Raw genomic sequence first — 13276 nt, 5'->3', positions numbered from 1 at the left:
GCAGACTTCGCAATCCACACCGAACCCGGAAGGCCCTCACCCGTTCAAGCACCCAGCGCGTGTGTCACCAACGTCCCGAGACAGCACACCTAGGGCCTGTCTGACAATTCGCGTCGTCGCCCGAAGGGCGGCCGCGCGGCGTCAGGTGCGTGCTCTCGCCGTGCCGGCTCCAGGCCCTCGTACTGGATGTACTTGGGTCTGGGGCCGGTGCGGCGAGAGTGCGTGCATGGCGTCGCGCGGCAGACGGGAATTGTCAGACAGGCCCTAGGCCGCGAGGTCCCGCTCCTCGCTCTCCAGGGGCGTACGGGCGCCGGGCAGCGGGGCGTTGTCCCGGCCGCTGTCCGCCGTCGGCCGCCGTCGCACGAGCCACCCGGCGCGCGGCGAGCGCTCCACGGCCCGCATCAGCGGGGTGAGCAGGGCCGTGGCCAGGGGGGACAGCAGCAGGACGACCGCCGTACCGAGGGCGAAGCCGCCGACGACGTCCGTCGGGTAGTGCACGCCCATGTAGACCCGGCAGAAGCCCTCCAGCAGGGCCAGGCCGATGCCGGCGAGGCCGAAGCGGCGGTGGGCGACGAAGAGCCCCACGCCGAGCGCCATGGTGATCGTCGCGTGGTCGCTGACGAAGGAGAAGTCGGTCTTGCCGGAGACGAGGACGTCCAGGCCCTGGTGGTCCACGAAGGGGCGGGGGCGCTCCACGAACCCGCGTATCGGGACGTTCACCAGCACCGCGAGGCCGGCCGCGAGCGGCGCCCACACCAGCGCGGCCACCGAGGGCGCGGCGTCCTCGCCGCCCCGGCGCCGCACGGACCACCAGCACCACAGGACCAGCAGCACCATGGCGAGCAGCAGGCCGTACTCACCGACGAACTCCATGACCCGGTCGAACCAGTGCGGCGCGTCCTTGGCCAGGCCGTTGATGTCGTAGAGCAGGTCGACGTCGGGGTTCGATCCGGATTCGGCGAGTACAGCCATCGTGCTGCGGCCCCTTCGTCGTCTTCCCGGACGCACCTCGTGTGCGTCGCTCCTGCCCCCCGTGGTTCGTAGATCCGCTTCCGCTGCACTGCCGCACTGACGTCCGCTCGGCTACGTCAACAGGAACGCACGTCCACCATCAATACGTTCCACTCTCCACTGAATGATCACGCAGACGTTATCGAAGAGAGACTCATCATCGCAGCTCAGGGGGTGGGTTCACGCTCGGTTCACACCGCCGTGGGGAGCGCTTTTGCGCCATCTTCGGTGACCCGGGTGGCGCCGAAGTAGTCCGGGGTGTCGATCGGGTCGAACCGGATGACGGCACCCGTGCGCGGGGCGTCGATCATGTATCCGCCGCCGACGTAGATGCCGACGTGCCGGATGGCCCGCGAGTCGGTGAGGTCGTCGGAGAAGAACACCAGGTCGCCCGGGAGCAGCTGGTCCCTCGAGGGGTGCGGACCGGCGTTGTACTGGTCGTTGGCCACGCGCGGCAGGGTGATCCCGACCTTCTCGTACGCGGCCTTGGTCAGCCCCGAGCAGTCGAAGCGACCGCCCTGGTCGGCGGTTCCGTTGCCGCCCCACAGATACGGCGTGCCGAGCCTGCTCTGCGCGAAGGCGATGGCGCCGGCGGCCTGCCGGGTGGGGTCGATCCGGGTGACCGGCGCGGCGAAGCTCTTCTCCAGGCTGCGGATGCGCTGGACGTAGTTCTTCGTCTCGCTGATGGCCGGAACCCCACCCGCCCGGATGACGCGGTAGGCGCCCGCGTTGTAGGCGGCGAGCATGTTGTCGGAGACGTTGCCCGGCACGTCCTTCACGTACTTCGCCAGCTCGCAGTCGTACGAAGCCGCCGACGGGATCGCGTCGTCCGGGTCCCAGATGTCCCGCCTGCCGTCCCCGTCGCCGTCGATGCCGTGGGTCGCCCATGTGCTCGGGATGAACTGCGCGATCCCCCGGGCGTCGGCGGGGCTGACGACGGTCGGGTTCCAGCCGCTCTCCTGGTACAGCTGCGCGGCGAGCAGCGCGGGACTGAGCGCCGGGCACAGATTGCCCCACTTCTGCACCAGCGACTTGTAGGCGGCCGGCACGGCCCCCTTGGCCAGCCCCCGGCTACCCGAGGTCACCCCGCCCACCAGGTTCCCGGCCACGAGATACACCCCGACGACGAGCAGCATGACGAAGCCCATGCCGAGCCCGACGGCCGCCCCACCGATCACCCATACCTTCCGCACGGTTCAACTTTCCCCCATGCGGGCGCGGTTCAAGGCCATTTGTGCGCGAAGTGGCGCCATTTCACAGGTGGCGTGGCGCAGGTGACGCGTCCTCAGCCGCTCAGCGGCCGGCCGTGGCGTCCCGGTACAGCTCCGCCGCCTCGCTCCCCAGGACCACGCTGTACGACGTGTCCGCCGTCGAGCCGCCCTGTTCATGGCCGCCGAGGATGCCGACGACCTGACCGTCACCGTTGACCCAGGGGCTGCCGCTGGTGCCGCCCGTGAACTCCGGGCAGTCGATGCGCTGTTGGGTACGGCTGTGCGGGACCGGCTTGTTGGTGCAGCTGATGGGCACCTCGCGGGAGTCGGGGTAGCCGGTGACGGTGACGGCGGTGGCACCGGTGGCCGTCCCGGTCGCGAACCGGTTGCCGCCGACCTCGTCCTCCAACCGCTCGCCGTCCCGCCCGGCGACGGCGGCGAAGGCGACGTCGCTGTCCTCGTCCCGCCCCTTGGCCCACCCGTCGGGCAGGAACCGCCGCGTCACCTTCCACACCCCGTACGGCGCCCGCCCGTCCCGGTAGCCCGGCACGAACACCAGATCGTCGCCGGCGCCGGCCACGCAGTGCGCCGCGGTGACGATCAGATCGCCGCGCGGGCTGTGCACCACCGAGGCGGTGCAGAAGTGGCCGCCGGCGAGCCTGCCCGCCCGGTCCCCGTCGAACAGCGCGCCCACCCGCGCGCTGTGCCGGGTCGCGACGGTGTCGGCGGTGACCCCGAGGGGCCCCCGCCCGTCGTCCGCGGCGGCCACGGAGGCCGAGGTCAGCGCGAGCAGCACCACAGCGCCGAGCAACGCGGGCCGTGAGGTGACCGAGATGCGTGAGGAGCGCTTCATCAGGCCCCACTCTGTCCGAGGAAGGTGAGAATCCCGTTCCGACTTCGCTGAGATTTTCCTGTGAAACCACCGGTTCCCCGTCGGCGGCGGTCAGAACGCCGTCGTCGTCCCGCCGTACACCGCGCTGATCTGCCCGGCGGGGGGTCGGCGGACTGTGCCCCTCCCAGTCACCTCCCGGTCACCGTAGCGTCGCCGTGAGCGGCCACTCCACGCCTGTCAGCTCCTCCGAGAGCGTCCACAGCCGCCGGGCCGCGGCCGGGTCGCTCGCCGCCGCGCTGCGGCCGACCAGGGTCGGGGCGCCGCGCATCTCGGCCGGGCCGTCGGGGCCGACGTAGGACGCGCCGGGCAGGTCCTGGGTGGCCGCGAAGAGCGTGGGCAGGGCGCCGGCCTTGTCGTCCTGGGCGAGGAACCGGTTGCCGACCCGCATGAACACGCGGGCGAAGGGGTTGGCGCTGTGGCTCTGGAGGTTCGTCGCCGCCCAGCCGGGATGCGCCGCCAGGGCCCGTACGGCCGAGCCGGCCTCCGTCAGGCGCCGCTGCAACTCCAGGGTGAACAGGAGGTTGGCCAGCTTCGACTGGGCGTAGGCCCGGGTGGGGCTGTAGTTCCCGCGCAGGTTCACGTCCTCGAAGTGGATCATCCGGTCGCCCATGCGGTGCGCGCCGGACGCCACGGTCACCACCCGGTCGGTGATCCGGGGCAGCAGCAGGTTGGTCAGCGCGAAGTGCCCGAGGTGGTTGGTGCCGAACTGCAACTCGAAGCCCTGCTTGGTGCGCTGCTCCGGCACCATCATCACGCCCGCGTTGTTGATCAGCAGATCCAGCGGGCGGTCCCAGCCGGCGGCGAACTCGCGCACCGAGTCCAGATCCGCCAGGTCCAGCCGGCGCACCTCGGTACTGCCGACCACCCGCGCCGCCGCGGCACCGCCCCGGGCGAGATCCCGTACGGCGAGCACCACATGCGCCCCGGCGCCGGCCAGCGCCTGGGCGGCGGTGAGGCCGATGCCGCTGTTGGCACCGGTGACGACGGCCGTACGGCCGGTCAGGTCGGGGAGACGGGTCGCGTTCCACTTGCCGCGCTTGCCGCGCGTTTCGGTCGTATCAGCCATGCCCTCAAAGTAGACACCGCCAACAATGCTGTCAATGACAACAATGCTGGCGTTGCCAACAAAGCTGGCGCTGACAACATCGAGATACGATGATGCGCATGCCCACAAGCCGCCCCTACCACCACGGAGACCTGCGCGCCGCGCTGCTCAAGAGCGCCGAGCGCACTCTGCGCGACAAGGGGGTCGGCGCGCTCTCGCTGCGCGAACTGGCCCGGGACGTGGGCGTCAGCCACGCCGCCCCCGGCCGGCACTTCAAGGACAAGCAGGCCCTGCTCGACGCCCTGGCGCTGGACGGATACGAGCGCCTGAACCAGGCCCTGGCCACCGCCGACCGCCCCGACCAGCCCTTCGAGGAGCGGATGACCGCCCTCGCCCGCGCCTATCTCGGCTTCGCCGTCGAGAACCCCGAACTGCTGGAGCTGATGTTCGCGCGCAAACACGACCCCGACAGCTCCGTCCAGCTCGCGGCGGCCGTCGACCGCTCCCTCGGCTCCTTCACCCGGCTGGTCGCGGACGCCCAGGCACAGGGCGAGATCGTCCAGGGCGACCCCGAGCGCCTCACCACCGTCGCCGCCGCGAGCCTGCACGGCCTGGCCGCCCTGATCGCCGGCGGCGCGCTCGACGCGGAGGAGACCCTGGCCGGCCTGGACACACACGTCCACCTACTGCTGCACGGCCTACGCCCACGCTGACCGACTCCACCACCTCCCCGCCCACCGCCGACAGCGACTGGGCCGAGGAGGAGTCCCTGGACCTGGAGGCACCGGCTACGGCCGCTCCTCCCACGACGCCAAGCCCACCTGACAGACCGACACCGGCTGCGCCAAGCGCACGATTTCGGACGTCCCCGCGGTGACCGACCCCGCGACCGGCGTCTCAAGCCATGGCCCGTTTTCTCATCCCCCCGTGAGAACATCGACGCGACGCGTCACCCGACCGGTTCCGCTCCGACCTCGTTGCCCGGCGTCACCTGCCGTGATACACAGAGTGACCGAACGGGCTATTCGTACGAAACCCGCCAGTCAATGACGTCAAGTCGACATACGTCGGCGACGTTGTCGGCGACAATGAGGCCTGACCTCTGCACACCGCAGGGGCACTCACGGAACTACCCACCAGGGGCGGTGACTTACATGCTCTTTGCGGCCGACAAGGGAGACATCAACACCATCATCGGCGGGATCGCTCCGGACTGGGGCCCCTTCGGCAGCCTGGGCAACGAGGCCAAGGTGATGATCGAGGTGGTCATGGCCGTGGCCATCCTCCTCTGCCTCGGTATCGCGGTGTGGGGCGCGGCGAAGCAGCGCATCGGCGCCACGGCCCTCCGGGACACCTTCAGCGCGGAACAGGGCAAGGGCCTCATCATCGCCGGGCTCACCGGGGTGTTCATCATCGGATCCCTCGGCACCCTGTTCACGATCGTGTACGGCATGGCGGTCTAGCCCCCGCCCCCTCCACCCCACCCACCCGTCGTGCCCACCGGCTGAGGTTGCGTCTCCCTGATGTCGAGTCACCACACCGCGCCCCTGCGGGAACCAGCACGGCTACCGTCGTATGTCTACGAGGGTGAGGGAGCGCACACGGCATGAGTCCCGGAGACGAACAGGGCTACGACTACCCCGAGACGGGCCACACCCGAACCCGCCTCCCCGACCCCGACCCCTACGGCGGCGCCCCCCGCCGCCCCCACCGCACGTCCTCCAGAAGCCTGGTCACGGTAGTAGGCGTAGTAGTCCTCCTGATCGCCGCAATCGCCTTCGCGAACAGGGGGGACGACGCGCCTGCCGACGGCACGACGACAAAGGGCTCCAAGCCCCGAACATCCTCGACAGCCCCCTCAGGCACCCGCCCGGTAGAAACAAGAACCGGCACCATCCCGTCGGGCTTCGCCCACACAGCCCAGGGCGCCCAGAGCGCGGCGGCGAACTATGCGGTGGTTCTGTGGTCCGACGGCATGGTCGGCACGGCCAACAGGCACAGCATCATCGAGGCAGTGGCCGACCCGAGCGCCGTGAGCCGACTCCAGTCGGTTTTCGACGCCAATTACTCGGCGGACTTCCTCGTGAACATCGGCCTCAACGCCGACGGCAGCGTTCCCAAGGACGCCACCTTCGTCGACCGCACATTGCCGGCCGGCACGAAGATGACGTCCTACAGCAACGAGGCGGCGACCGTCGAAGTCTGGTGCAACACGCTGTTCGGCCTGGCCGGTGAAAGCTCGAACAACCCTGTGACCAGTGGCTGGTCCACCGTCACCTTCAAGCTGAAGTGGGACGGCAGCGACTGGAAGGTGCTGGAGACCAGCCAGAAGACAGGCCCCACCCCGATCACCGGAGACAATCCCGTCTCCGGCGCCGATGAGATCGGCAAGGCGGTCAAGGAGTTCGGAGGGTTCACATATGCCCGGTAGCCCGCAGCGCGTACTCAGGATCGCCGGCCTGGTGGGCGCCGTACATGCCGCCCTCGTGCTCCTGGGCACGCGAGCCGTCGCGGCCCCCTCGCCCACGCCGACTCCCAGCAAGAGCGCCGACTGCTCCCTGCTCGCGCCTCCTGCCCGCAAGTTCTGCGAGTCCGGCGGCTCCCCCGGCGGATCCTCCGGTGTCACCCCCAGCAACCCCCTCACCGACACCCTCGACCCGCTCTCCTCCCTCGCCAAGGGATGTGCGGACGCCGCCTCCTGGACCATCGGGAAGCTCAGTGATGCCGTGAAGGAGACCGCCAGCGTCGACTTCACCAATCAGGCCTTTCTGAAGCAGTACGCCGTCGTCTTCGCCGCCTCCACGATCCTCACGCTGCTGCTGTGGCTGCTGGCCGTGGCCAAGCGAGCCGTAAGGGGCGTACCGCTCACCACCGCCATCTCGGAAGCCGTCGGCTTCCTCTGGCTGACCGTGCTGGCCTCCGCCTTCACCCCCCTGATCCTGTACACCGTCGTATCGGCGACGGACGGCGTCACGGACGTCCTCGCGAAAGCCACCGGCGACCAGGCCGACACCTTCTTCGGCACGTTCTCCGGCGCCCTGAAGAAGGGCAACGACATCGGCGGCGGCCCCATCATGCTGATCGTCGTGTCCCTGGTCAGCATCCTCGCCGCCGGCGTCCTCTGGCTGGAGCTGGTCATCCGCGCCGCCCTGCTCTACGTCGGCGCCCTCCTCGGCACCGTCGTCTACGCGGGCCTGGTCGACAAGAACCTGTGGGGCCACGTCCGCCGCTGGGCCGGCATCATGATCGCCGTCATTCTCGTCAAACCGGTCATCGTGATCGTCCTCGGCCTGGCCGGCGCGCTCTCCGGCGACAGCGGCCCCGATGCCTTCTCCGCCGTCGTCTCCGGCCTCGCCATCATCCTGCTGGCCATCTTCGCCAGCGCGATGATCTACCGCTTCGTCCCCGGCTTCGGCGACGAGATCGCCGGCTCCCGCAGCAACCGCATCATGCAGGGCGCCGAGGGCAAGGCCGCCGCCGTCATCAGCTCCCCCGCCACCCTCGTCGCCCAGGGCATCAAGACCCACAGCACCCGCGCCGACACCTCGGGCGGGCAGGCCGCCGGCAGCCCCCGCCCAACCAACCCCGCCAGCGGCGGCGTCGCCGCCCACAGCAGCCGCACCCCCACCGGGGGCACCGGCGGAGCCGTCCCCTCCGCCACGCCCGCGCCCCGCGCGCCCAGCGCGGTGAACACTCCGCACGCCAGCAACACACGCAACAACCGCACGGGAGGTGAAGGGCGTTGACGACCGAGTCCCACCTGTCCCATCCGGTCACGCCCCGCCGTACATATCTCATCGGCCGCGCCCGGCCGAACGCGATCGTCGGCCGGAACCGCGAGTCCGGCGAGATCGCGCTGATCATCGCCGGCGCGTTCCTCGGCATGATGTGCGGCCTCCTCGTCCCGGTCCTGTCCCTGCGGATCGTGCTGCTGACCGGCTTCCCGCTGCTCGCGCTCGCCGCGGTCTACGTGCCGTACAAGCGCCGCACCTTCTACAAGTGGTTCGAGATCAACCGCAGCTACAAGCGCACCGTCAAGCGGGGCGCCGTCTACCGCTCCACCGCCATGGAGGCCGGGACCCGGCTCGACGGGCGCGAGATCGAGATCGGCCCGCCTCCGGGCATCGGCCGCATCACCTGGCTCGCCGCACCCTTCGGGCCGGACGAGATCGCCGTACTGCTGCACGCCGACCGCAAGACCGTCACCGCCGCCATCGAGATCGAGGGCCCCGGCGTCGGCCTGCGCGACTCCGAGGACCAGGAAGCCCTGGTCGACCGCTTCGGCACCCTGCTCAAGCACGTCGCCAACGGAGACGGCTTCGTCACGCGTCTCCAGATGCTCGCCCGGACCCTGCCCGCCGACCCGGACGCACACGCCAAGGATGTCGGCCAACGCGGTGACCCCCGCGCCCCCGCCTGGCTCCAGCAGTCCTACGACCAGCTCCAGTCCATGGTGTCCACCAGCAGCGAGCAGCACCGCGCCTACCTCGTCGCCTGTATGCACTACAGCCGCGAACTGGCCGCCGAGGCACACGCCATGGCCCGCGCCGTCCGTGCCCACGGCGGCAAGGTCGACCGGGACGCCGGGCTCGCCGTCGTCATGGCTCGCGAGCTGACCGACATCTGCTCGCGGCTCCAGGAGGCCGACATCCGGGTGCGGCAGCCGCTCGGTCAGGGGCGGCTGGCCTCCCTCATCCACTCCATGTACGACCCCGACCACCCCATCGACCACATCCAGGCGATGACCCAGCGCAACGCCTGGCCGGCCGAGCTGGACGCCATGGAGCCCACCTACCTCCAGGCCAAGACCCGGGAGTCGTCCACCCGTGCGCCCTGGTGCCACGCCACCGCCTGGGTGAAGGAGTGGCCGATGACCCCGGTAGGCGTCAACTTCCTCGCGCCCCTCCTCGTCCACACCCCGGACGTCATCCGCACGGTCGCCGTCACCATGGACCTCGAACCCACCGAGGTCGCCATCGAGCGCATGCTGACCGAGAAGACCAACGACGAGGCCGAGGCGTCCCGCGCCGCGAAGATGAACCGGACCGTCGACCCGCGCGACATCGCCGCGCACAACCGCCTCGACCAGCGTGGCGAGGACCTCGCCAGCGGCGCCGCCGGCGTCAACCTCGTCGGCTACATCACCGTCTCCTCCCGTTCCCCGGAGGCCCTCGCCCGCGACAAGCGCACGATAAGGGCCTCCGCCGGCAAGTCGTACCTCAAGCTGGAGTGGTGCGACCGAGAGCACCACCGCGCCTTCGTGAACACACTTCCGTTCGCCACCGGCATCCGAAGGTAGGGGCTGATTCGCCGATGCGGGATCCGCTGTCCGTCCTCACCGAGGCCTTCACCTCCTTCCTGTTCGGGAAGGTCGAGACGACCCGGCTGCCGGTGCGCACCTCCACGGGCCAGGCCCAGGCCGTCTACCTGCCCACGGCCGCGCCCGGCCTCGGCGACTCCGGCGTCATCATCGGCCGCGAGGTGTACTCCGGGAAGGGCTACATCTACGACCCCTTCCAGCTGTACGGCCAGCAGCTGCCGGCCCCGCACTGGCTCGTCCTCGGCGAGTCCGGGAACGGCAAGTCGGCCCTGGAGAAGACCTACGTCCTGCGCCAGCTCCGCTTCAAGGATCGCCAGGTCGTCGTCCTCGACGCACAGGGCGAGGACGGGGTCGGCGAGTGGAACCTCATCGCCCAGGAGCTGGGGATAACGCCGATCCGGCTGGACCCGATGGCCGCCCTGGACCACGGCATCCGGCTGAACCCCCTGGACCCGGCGATCACCACCACCGGTCAGCTGGCCCTGCTCCGCACGATCATCGAGGTAGCGATGGGCCACGGCCTGGACGAGCGCTCCGGCTTCGCCCTGAAGGTCGCCCACTCGTTCGTCAACGAGACCATCGTGGACCGCCAGCCGGTCCTGTCCGACATCGTGGAGCAGCTACGGCACCCCGAGCCGGAGTCGGCGGAGGCGATGAACGTCGCCATAGACGACGTACGCGCCTGGGGCCTCGATGTCGCCCTGGTCCTGGACCGGTTGGTCGACGGTGACCTCCGGGGCATGTTCGACGGCCCGACGACGGTCGGCATCGACCTGGACGCCCCGCTGATCGTCTTCGACCTCTCCCACATCGACCGCAACTCCATCGCCATGCCGATCCTCATGGCGATCGTCGGCGTGTGGCTGGAGCACACCTGGATCCGCCCCGACCGGAAGAAGCGCATCTTCCTGGTCGAGGAGGCCTGGCACATCATCAACAGCCCGTTCGTGGCGCAGCTGTTCCAGCGACTGCTGAAGTTCGGCCGCCGGCTGGGCCTGTCCTTCGTGGCCGTCGTCCACCACCTGTCCGACGTCGTCGACGGCGCCGCGGCGAAGGAGGCGGCGGCCATCCTGAAGATGGCGTCGACCAGGACGATCTACGCCCAGAAGGCCGACGAGGCCAGGGCCACGGGCCGGGTGCTCGGCCTCCCCCGCTGGGCGGTCGAGATCATCCCCACGCTGACACCCGGCATCGCGGTCTGGGACGTCAACGGCAACGTCCAGGTGGTCAAGCACCTGGTCACGGAGACGGAACGACCGCTGGTCTTCACCGACCGCGCCATGACCGAGTCCTCCAGCGACCTCGCGGCCGACGACGCGCTGCGCGCGGCCGAACTGGAGGCCGAGCAGCGGGCGGCGGCCTTCGTGGAGCAGCACGTGGGCGACTCCGAGTCGACGGTGGCGTAAGGGCACGAGAGTACGAGGGTACGCAGCGGTACCTAGGGGGACGTAAGGGAGTACAGGTGAGACCGGACGACCGCCGCGAGGACCGCCGGGACAGCCGCCGGGAGGGCCAGGGCGGCATCCCCGACGGCCTGCTGATCGGCATCCTCGCGTTCCTGCTCGGCATGACCGTGCTGGTGTGGACGGCCACGGGCCTGGCGGCCTGGTTCACCCAGGGCGCCTGGCCCACCGGGGTCACGTTCACCCGCACACCCCTGGCCATGCGTCACCTCATCGGCCGCCCCCACGACATCACCGGCGCCTGGCCGGACACCCCACCGTCCCAGCTCTCCGGCTGGGGCCTGTTCTGGGGCCTCTTCATAGGCCAACTGATGATCCTCTTCGTCCTCACGATGTTCACGCTGGGCACGGTGGCACGGTGGAGGGCCGGAAAAGCCCGGAGGGCTGCCGCCGAGGGGGCTGCCGCCGGGGGTGGGCGGATGACGGGGGCCGGGCCGACGGGGGCTGGGTCAGTGGGTGCCGGGTACGGCGTTGATGGACCCGCGGCCGGCGAGTATGCGGTCGGCGGATCGGTGGCTGGGCCTGCGGCTGGGGGGCCGGTGGCTGCTGGGCCTACGGCCGGCGGGCCGACCGGTGCCGCGTCTCGGGCAGGCAGACCGGTGGCCGGCGGGCCCGCGGGGTCGGCGTTCGAGGGCGCCGCGTCCGCATTCGGCCCTCAGCCCGAGGTCCCGGCGCCTCGCAGGGAGGCTGAGCCACTGGGATCGGGCACCTTCTCGGCCGACGGTGAACGGGTGGGCGGGTGGGAAAAAATCCTCATCGCACCCAGGGAAAGCCGCCGCACCACCGCAACCCACGCCATCCAGAACGCCCCCGGCCCCACCCTCATCGTCACCTCGAACCCCACCCTCTGGGCGGACACAAAGGACGCGAAGGCCAAACTGGGCCCCACCATCCTCTACGACCCCACCCACCTCTGCGACACCCCGGCCCGCCTCCACTGGTCCCCCACCACCGGCTGCGAGGACAAACAAACGGCGCTGCACAGAGCAACAGCCCTGCTGGCCCCCGTACAACCCACCGCCAAGATCGACCAGGCGGTGGCGGACACGGCGACCACCCTCCTCCGCAGCTACCTGCACGCCGCCGCCCTGGACAACCGCACCATCCGCCACGTCCACCGCTGGTCCCAGGGCACCCAGGTCCAAGAGGCCGTCCGCACCCTCCGTACGCACCCCAAGGCCGCCCCGGGCTCCGCAGGCGAGCTGGAGGCGGCCCTCACCGCGCACCCCGAACGCCGCGACATCGCCCAGGAACTGACGAGCAGGGCCCTCGCGGCCCTCTCCACGGTCAACATCCGCGAAGCCTGCACTCCGCACCGAAATGATGCCCTCGCCTTGGATTCCTTCGTCCAAGAAGGGGGCACGCTTTATGTGGTCGGTGAATCCATCGAGGACCCGAGGAGCAATCCGGGCGCGATGCCGCTCCTGACGGCCCTCGTCTCCAGCGTGGTCGAGCGCGGCCGGCGCATGGCCGAACGGTCATCCTCCGGTCGGCTCGACCCACCACTCACCCTGGTCCTGGACGACATCGCGGCCGTGGCCCCGTTCCCCGAGCTACCGACCCTGCTCGCCACGGGAGCCGACCGGGGCCTGCCGACGCTCGCCCTGCTCCGCTCCCGCGAACAGGCCCGCTCCCGCTGGCCGCATCAGGACCTACCGGTCTGAGCCGACCGCTCCAGAACGAACTCCAGCTCCTTCTCGGCCTCGTCCTTCGAGAACGACACCACCACACCACTCGGAACGAAGCCGATCCTCCGGTACGCCGCCTGCGCTCGCGCGTTCTCCTCATGGACGATCAGCCGCACCCGCTCGGCCTCCCGCGTCCACGCCCAGGCCACACCGGCCTCGAACAGCGCCTCGATCAGGCCGTTCCCCCGGTGCTCGGGCCGTACGAACACCCCGACGACATGCCCTTGCCGCCGCTCGACGGGAACCTCGGCCCAGTCCTTCGTCCCGGCCTCTTCGATGAGTACGGTGACCGAGCCGGCCCACGTCCCGTCGGACGCCTCGGCGATGAACTGCTGGGCCGTCGTGGACCCCTTCCCGGAGGTGACGGCCCGGTCCTGCCAGAAGGAGTCGGGCTTGGCCGCGGCGTTCTCGTACGTCTCCAGAAAGGCCAGGTGCGCAATGGGATCGCGCAACGCGTCCAGCCGCAGTTCCTTCACCCGCTCCCAGTCATCGGGACGTATGGCGCGGACAACGTACTCGTTTCTGCCGAGAAAGCTCATGAGTTCACCCTAAACGCAGAAAACCCCCGCACCGAAGTGCGGGGGTTTCCTCAAAAATTGTTCGGCGGTGTCCTACTCTCCCACAGGGTCCCCCCTGCAGTACCATC

At 70.2% G+C, this 13276-nt stretch carries 12 protein-coding genes; 7 read left to right on the top strand and 5 right to left on the bottom strand.

From position 1 onward, the window contains the following. Positions 1-264 precede the first annotated feature (264 nt). The 4 genes from ACZ4WH_RS43010 to ACZ4WH_RS42995 all read right to left on the bottom strand — a co-directional run bounded on the left by ACZ4WH_RS43010 (position 265) and on the right by ACZ4WH_RS42995 (position 4180). Positions 265-972: a phosphatase PAP2 family protein gene (locus ACZ4WH_RS43010; RefSeq protein WP_468191515.1), complete on the bottom strand. Its 708-nt coding sequence runs from the start codon at positions 970-972 to the stop codon at positions 265-267. Positions 973-1202: 230 nt separating this feature from the next. Next, positions 1203-2204, bottom strand: coding sequence for a C40 family peptidase (locus tag ACZ4WH_RS43005; protein WP_468191512.1), 1002 nt, complete (start codon positions 2202-2204; stop codon positions 1203-1205). Positions 2205-2304: 100 nt separating this feature from the next. Next, complete coding sequence (locus ACZ4WH_RS43000) at positions 2305-3075, bottom strand: trypsin-like serine peptidase (RefSeq protein WP_468191510.1); 771 nt, start codon at positions 3073-3075, stop codon at positions 2305-2307. Positions 3076-3253: 178 nt separating this feature from the next. Beyond that, positions 3254-4180 carry an oxidoreductase gene (locus tag ACZ4WH_RS42995; RefSeq protein ID WP_468191507.1) on the bottom strand — a complete coding sequence of 309 codons (927 nt, stop codon included), beginning with the start codon at positions 4178-4180 and terminating at the stop codon, positions 3254-3256. Positions 4181-4269: 89 nt separating this feature from the next. On the opposite strand from ACZ4WH_RS42995, the gene ACZ4WH_RS42990 reads away from it, so the two are divergent. The 7 genes from ACZ4WH_RS42990 to ACZ4WH_RS42960 all read left to right on the top strand — a co-directional run bounded on the left by ACZ4WH_RS42990 (position 4270) and on the right by ACZ4WH_RS42960 (position 12606). Continuing rightward, positions 4270-4872, top strand: a complete 603-nt coding sequence (locus ACZ4WH_RS42990) for a TetR/AcrR family transcriptional regulator (protein ID WP_468191504.1) — start codon at positions 4270-4272, stop codon at positions 4870-4872. A 441-nt stretch (positions 4873-5313) separates the two neighbouring features. Continuing rightward, a complete protein-coding gene (locus tag ACZ4WH_RS42985; RefSeq protein ID WP_014673544.1) occupies positions 5314-5622 on the top strand; it encodes a hypothetical protein in 309 nt (102 codons plus the stop codon). 143 nt (positions 5623-5765) lie between these two features. Beyond that, positions 5766-6590 carry a DUF8175 domain-containg protein gene (locus ACZ4WH_RS42980; RefSeq protein ID WP_468191501.1) on the top strand — a complete coding sequence of 275 codons (825 nt, stop codon included), beginning with the start codon at positions 5766-5768 and terminating at the stop codon, positions 6588-6590. Further along, a complete protein-coding gene (locus tag ACZ4WH_RS42975; protein ID WP_468191498.1) occupies positions 6580-7905 on the top strand; it encodes a hypothetical protein in 1326 nt (441 codons plus the stop codon). The genes ACZ4WH_RS42980 and ACZ4WH_RS42975 overlap by 11 nt, the downstream gene beginning before the upstream one ends. Then, on the top strand, positions 7902-9458 hold the full coding sequence (locus tag ACZ4WH_RS42970) for an SCO6880 family protein (RefSeq protein ID WP_468191495.1): 1557 nt from the start codon (positions 7902-7904) through the stop codon (positions 9456-9458). The genes ACZ4WH_RS42975 and ACZ4WH_RS42970 overlap by 4 nt, the downstream gene beginning before the upstream one ends. 14 nt (positions 9459-9472) lie before the next feature. Beyond that, positions 9473-10885, top strand: coding sequence for an ATP-binding protein (locus ACZ4WH_RS42965; protein ID WP_468191492.1), 1413 nt, complete (start codon positions 9473-9475; stop codon positions 10883-10885). 56 nt (positions 10886-10941) lie between these two features. Further along, positions 10942-12606: a type IV secretory system conjugative DNA transfer family protein gene (locus tag ACZ4WH_RS42960; RefSeq protein ID WP_468191490.1), complete on the top strand. Its 1665-nt coding sequence runs from the start codon at positions 10942-10944 to the stop codon at positions 12604-12606. On the opposite strand, the gene ACZ4WH_RS42955 is transcribed toward ACZ4WH_RS42960, so the two are convergent. Then, positions 12588-13169: a GNAT family N-acetyltransferase gene (locus tag ACZ4WH_RS42955; protein ID WP_468191488.1), complete on the bottom strand. Its 582-nt coding sequence runs from the start codon at positions 13167-13169 to the stop codon at positions 12588-12590. The two genes, ACZ4WH_RS42960 and ACZ4WH_RS42955, sit on opposite strands and share 19 nt — an antisense overlap. Positions 13170-13276 lie beyond the last annotated feature (107 nt).

The organism is Streptomyces sp. NPDC029138 (genome assembly GCF_055564375.1).
This window is presented reverse-complemented; position numbering and strand designations above follow the sequence as displayed.

Bases quoted from the DNA above. Each gene is read 5' to 3' on its own strand.
- ACZ4WH_RS43010 (WP_468191515.1), bottom strand. From the start codon at position 972: ATGGCTGTACTCGCCGAATCCGGATCGAACCCCGACGTCGACCTGCTC.
- ACZ4WH_RS42965 (WP_468191492.1), top strand. From the start codon at position 9,473: ATGCGGGATCCGCTGTCCGTCCTCACCGAGGCCTTCACCTCCTTCCTG.
- ACZ4WH_RS43000 (WP_468191510.1), bottom strand. From the start codon at position 3,075: ATGAAGCGCTCCTCACGCATCTCGGTCACCTCACGGCCCGCGTTGCTC.
- ACZ4WH_RS42990 (WP_468191504.1), top strand. From the start codon at position 4,270: ATGATGCGCATGCCCACAAGCCGCCCCTACCACCACGGAGACCTGCGC.
- ACZ4WH_RS42985 (WP_014673544.1), top strand. From the start codon at position 5,314: ATGCTCTTTGCGGCCGACAAGGGAGACATCAACACCATCATCGGCGGG.
- ACZ4WH_RS42980 (WP_468191501.1), top strand. From the start codon at position 5,766: ATGAGTCCCGGAGACGAACAGGGCTACGACTACCCCGAGACGGGCCAC.
- ACZ4WH_RS42995 (WP_468191507.1), bottom strand. From the start codon at position 4,180: ATGGCTGATACGACCGAAACGCGCGGCAAGCGCGGCAAGTGGAACGCG.
- ACZ4WH_RS42975 (WP_468191498.1), top strand. From the start codon at position 6,580: ATGCCCGGTAGCCCGCAGCGCGTACTCAGGATCGCCGGCCTGGTGGGC.
- ACZ4WH_RS42955 (WP_468191488.1), bottom strand. From the start codon at position 13,169: ATGAGCTTTCTCGGCAGAAACGAGTACGTTGTCCGCGCCATACGTCCC.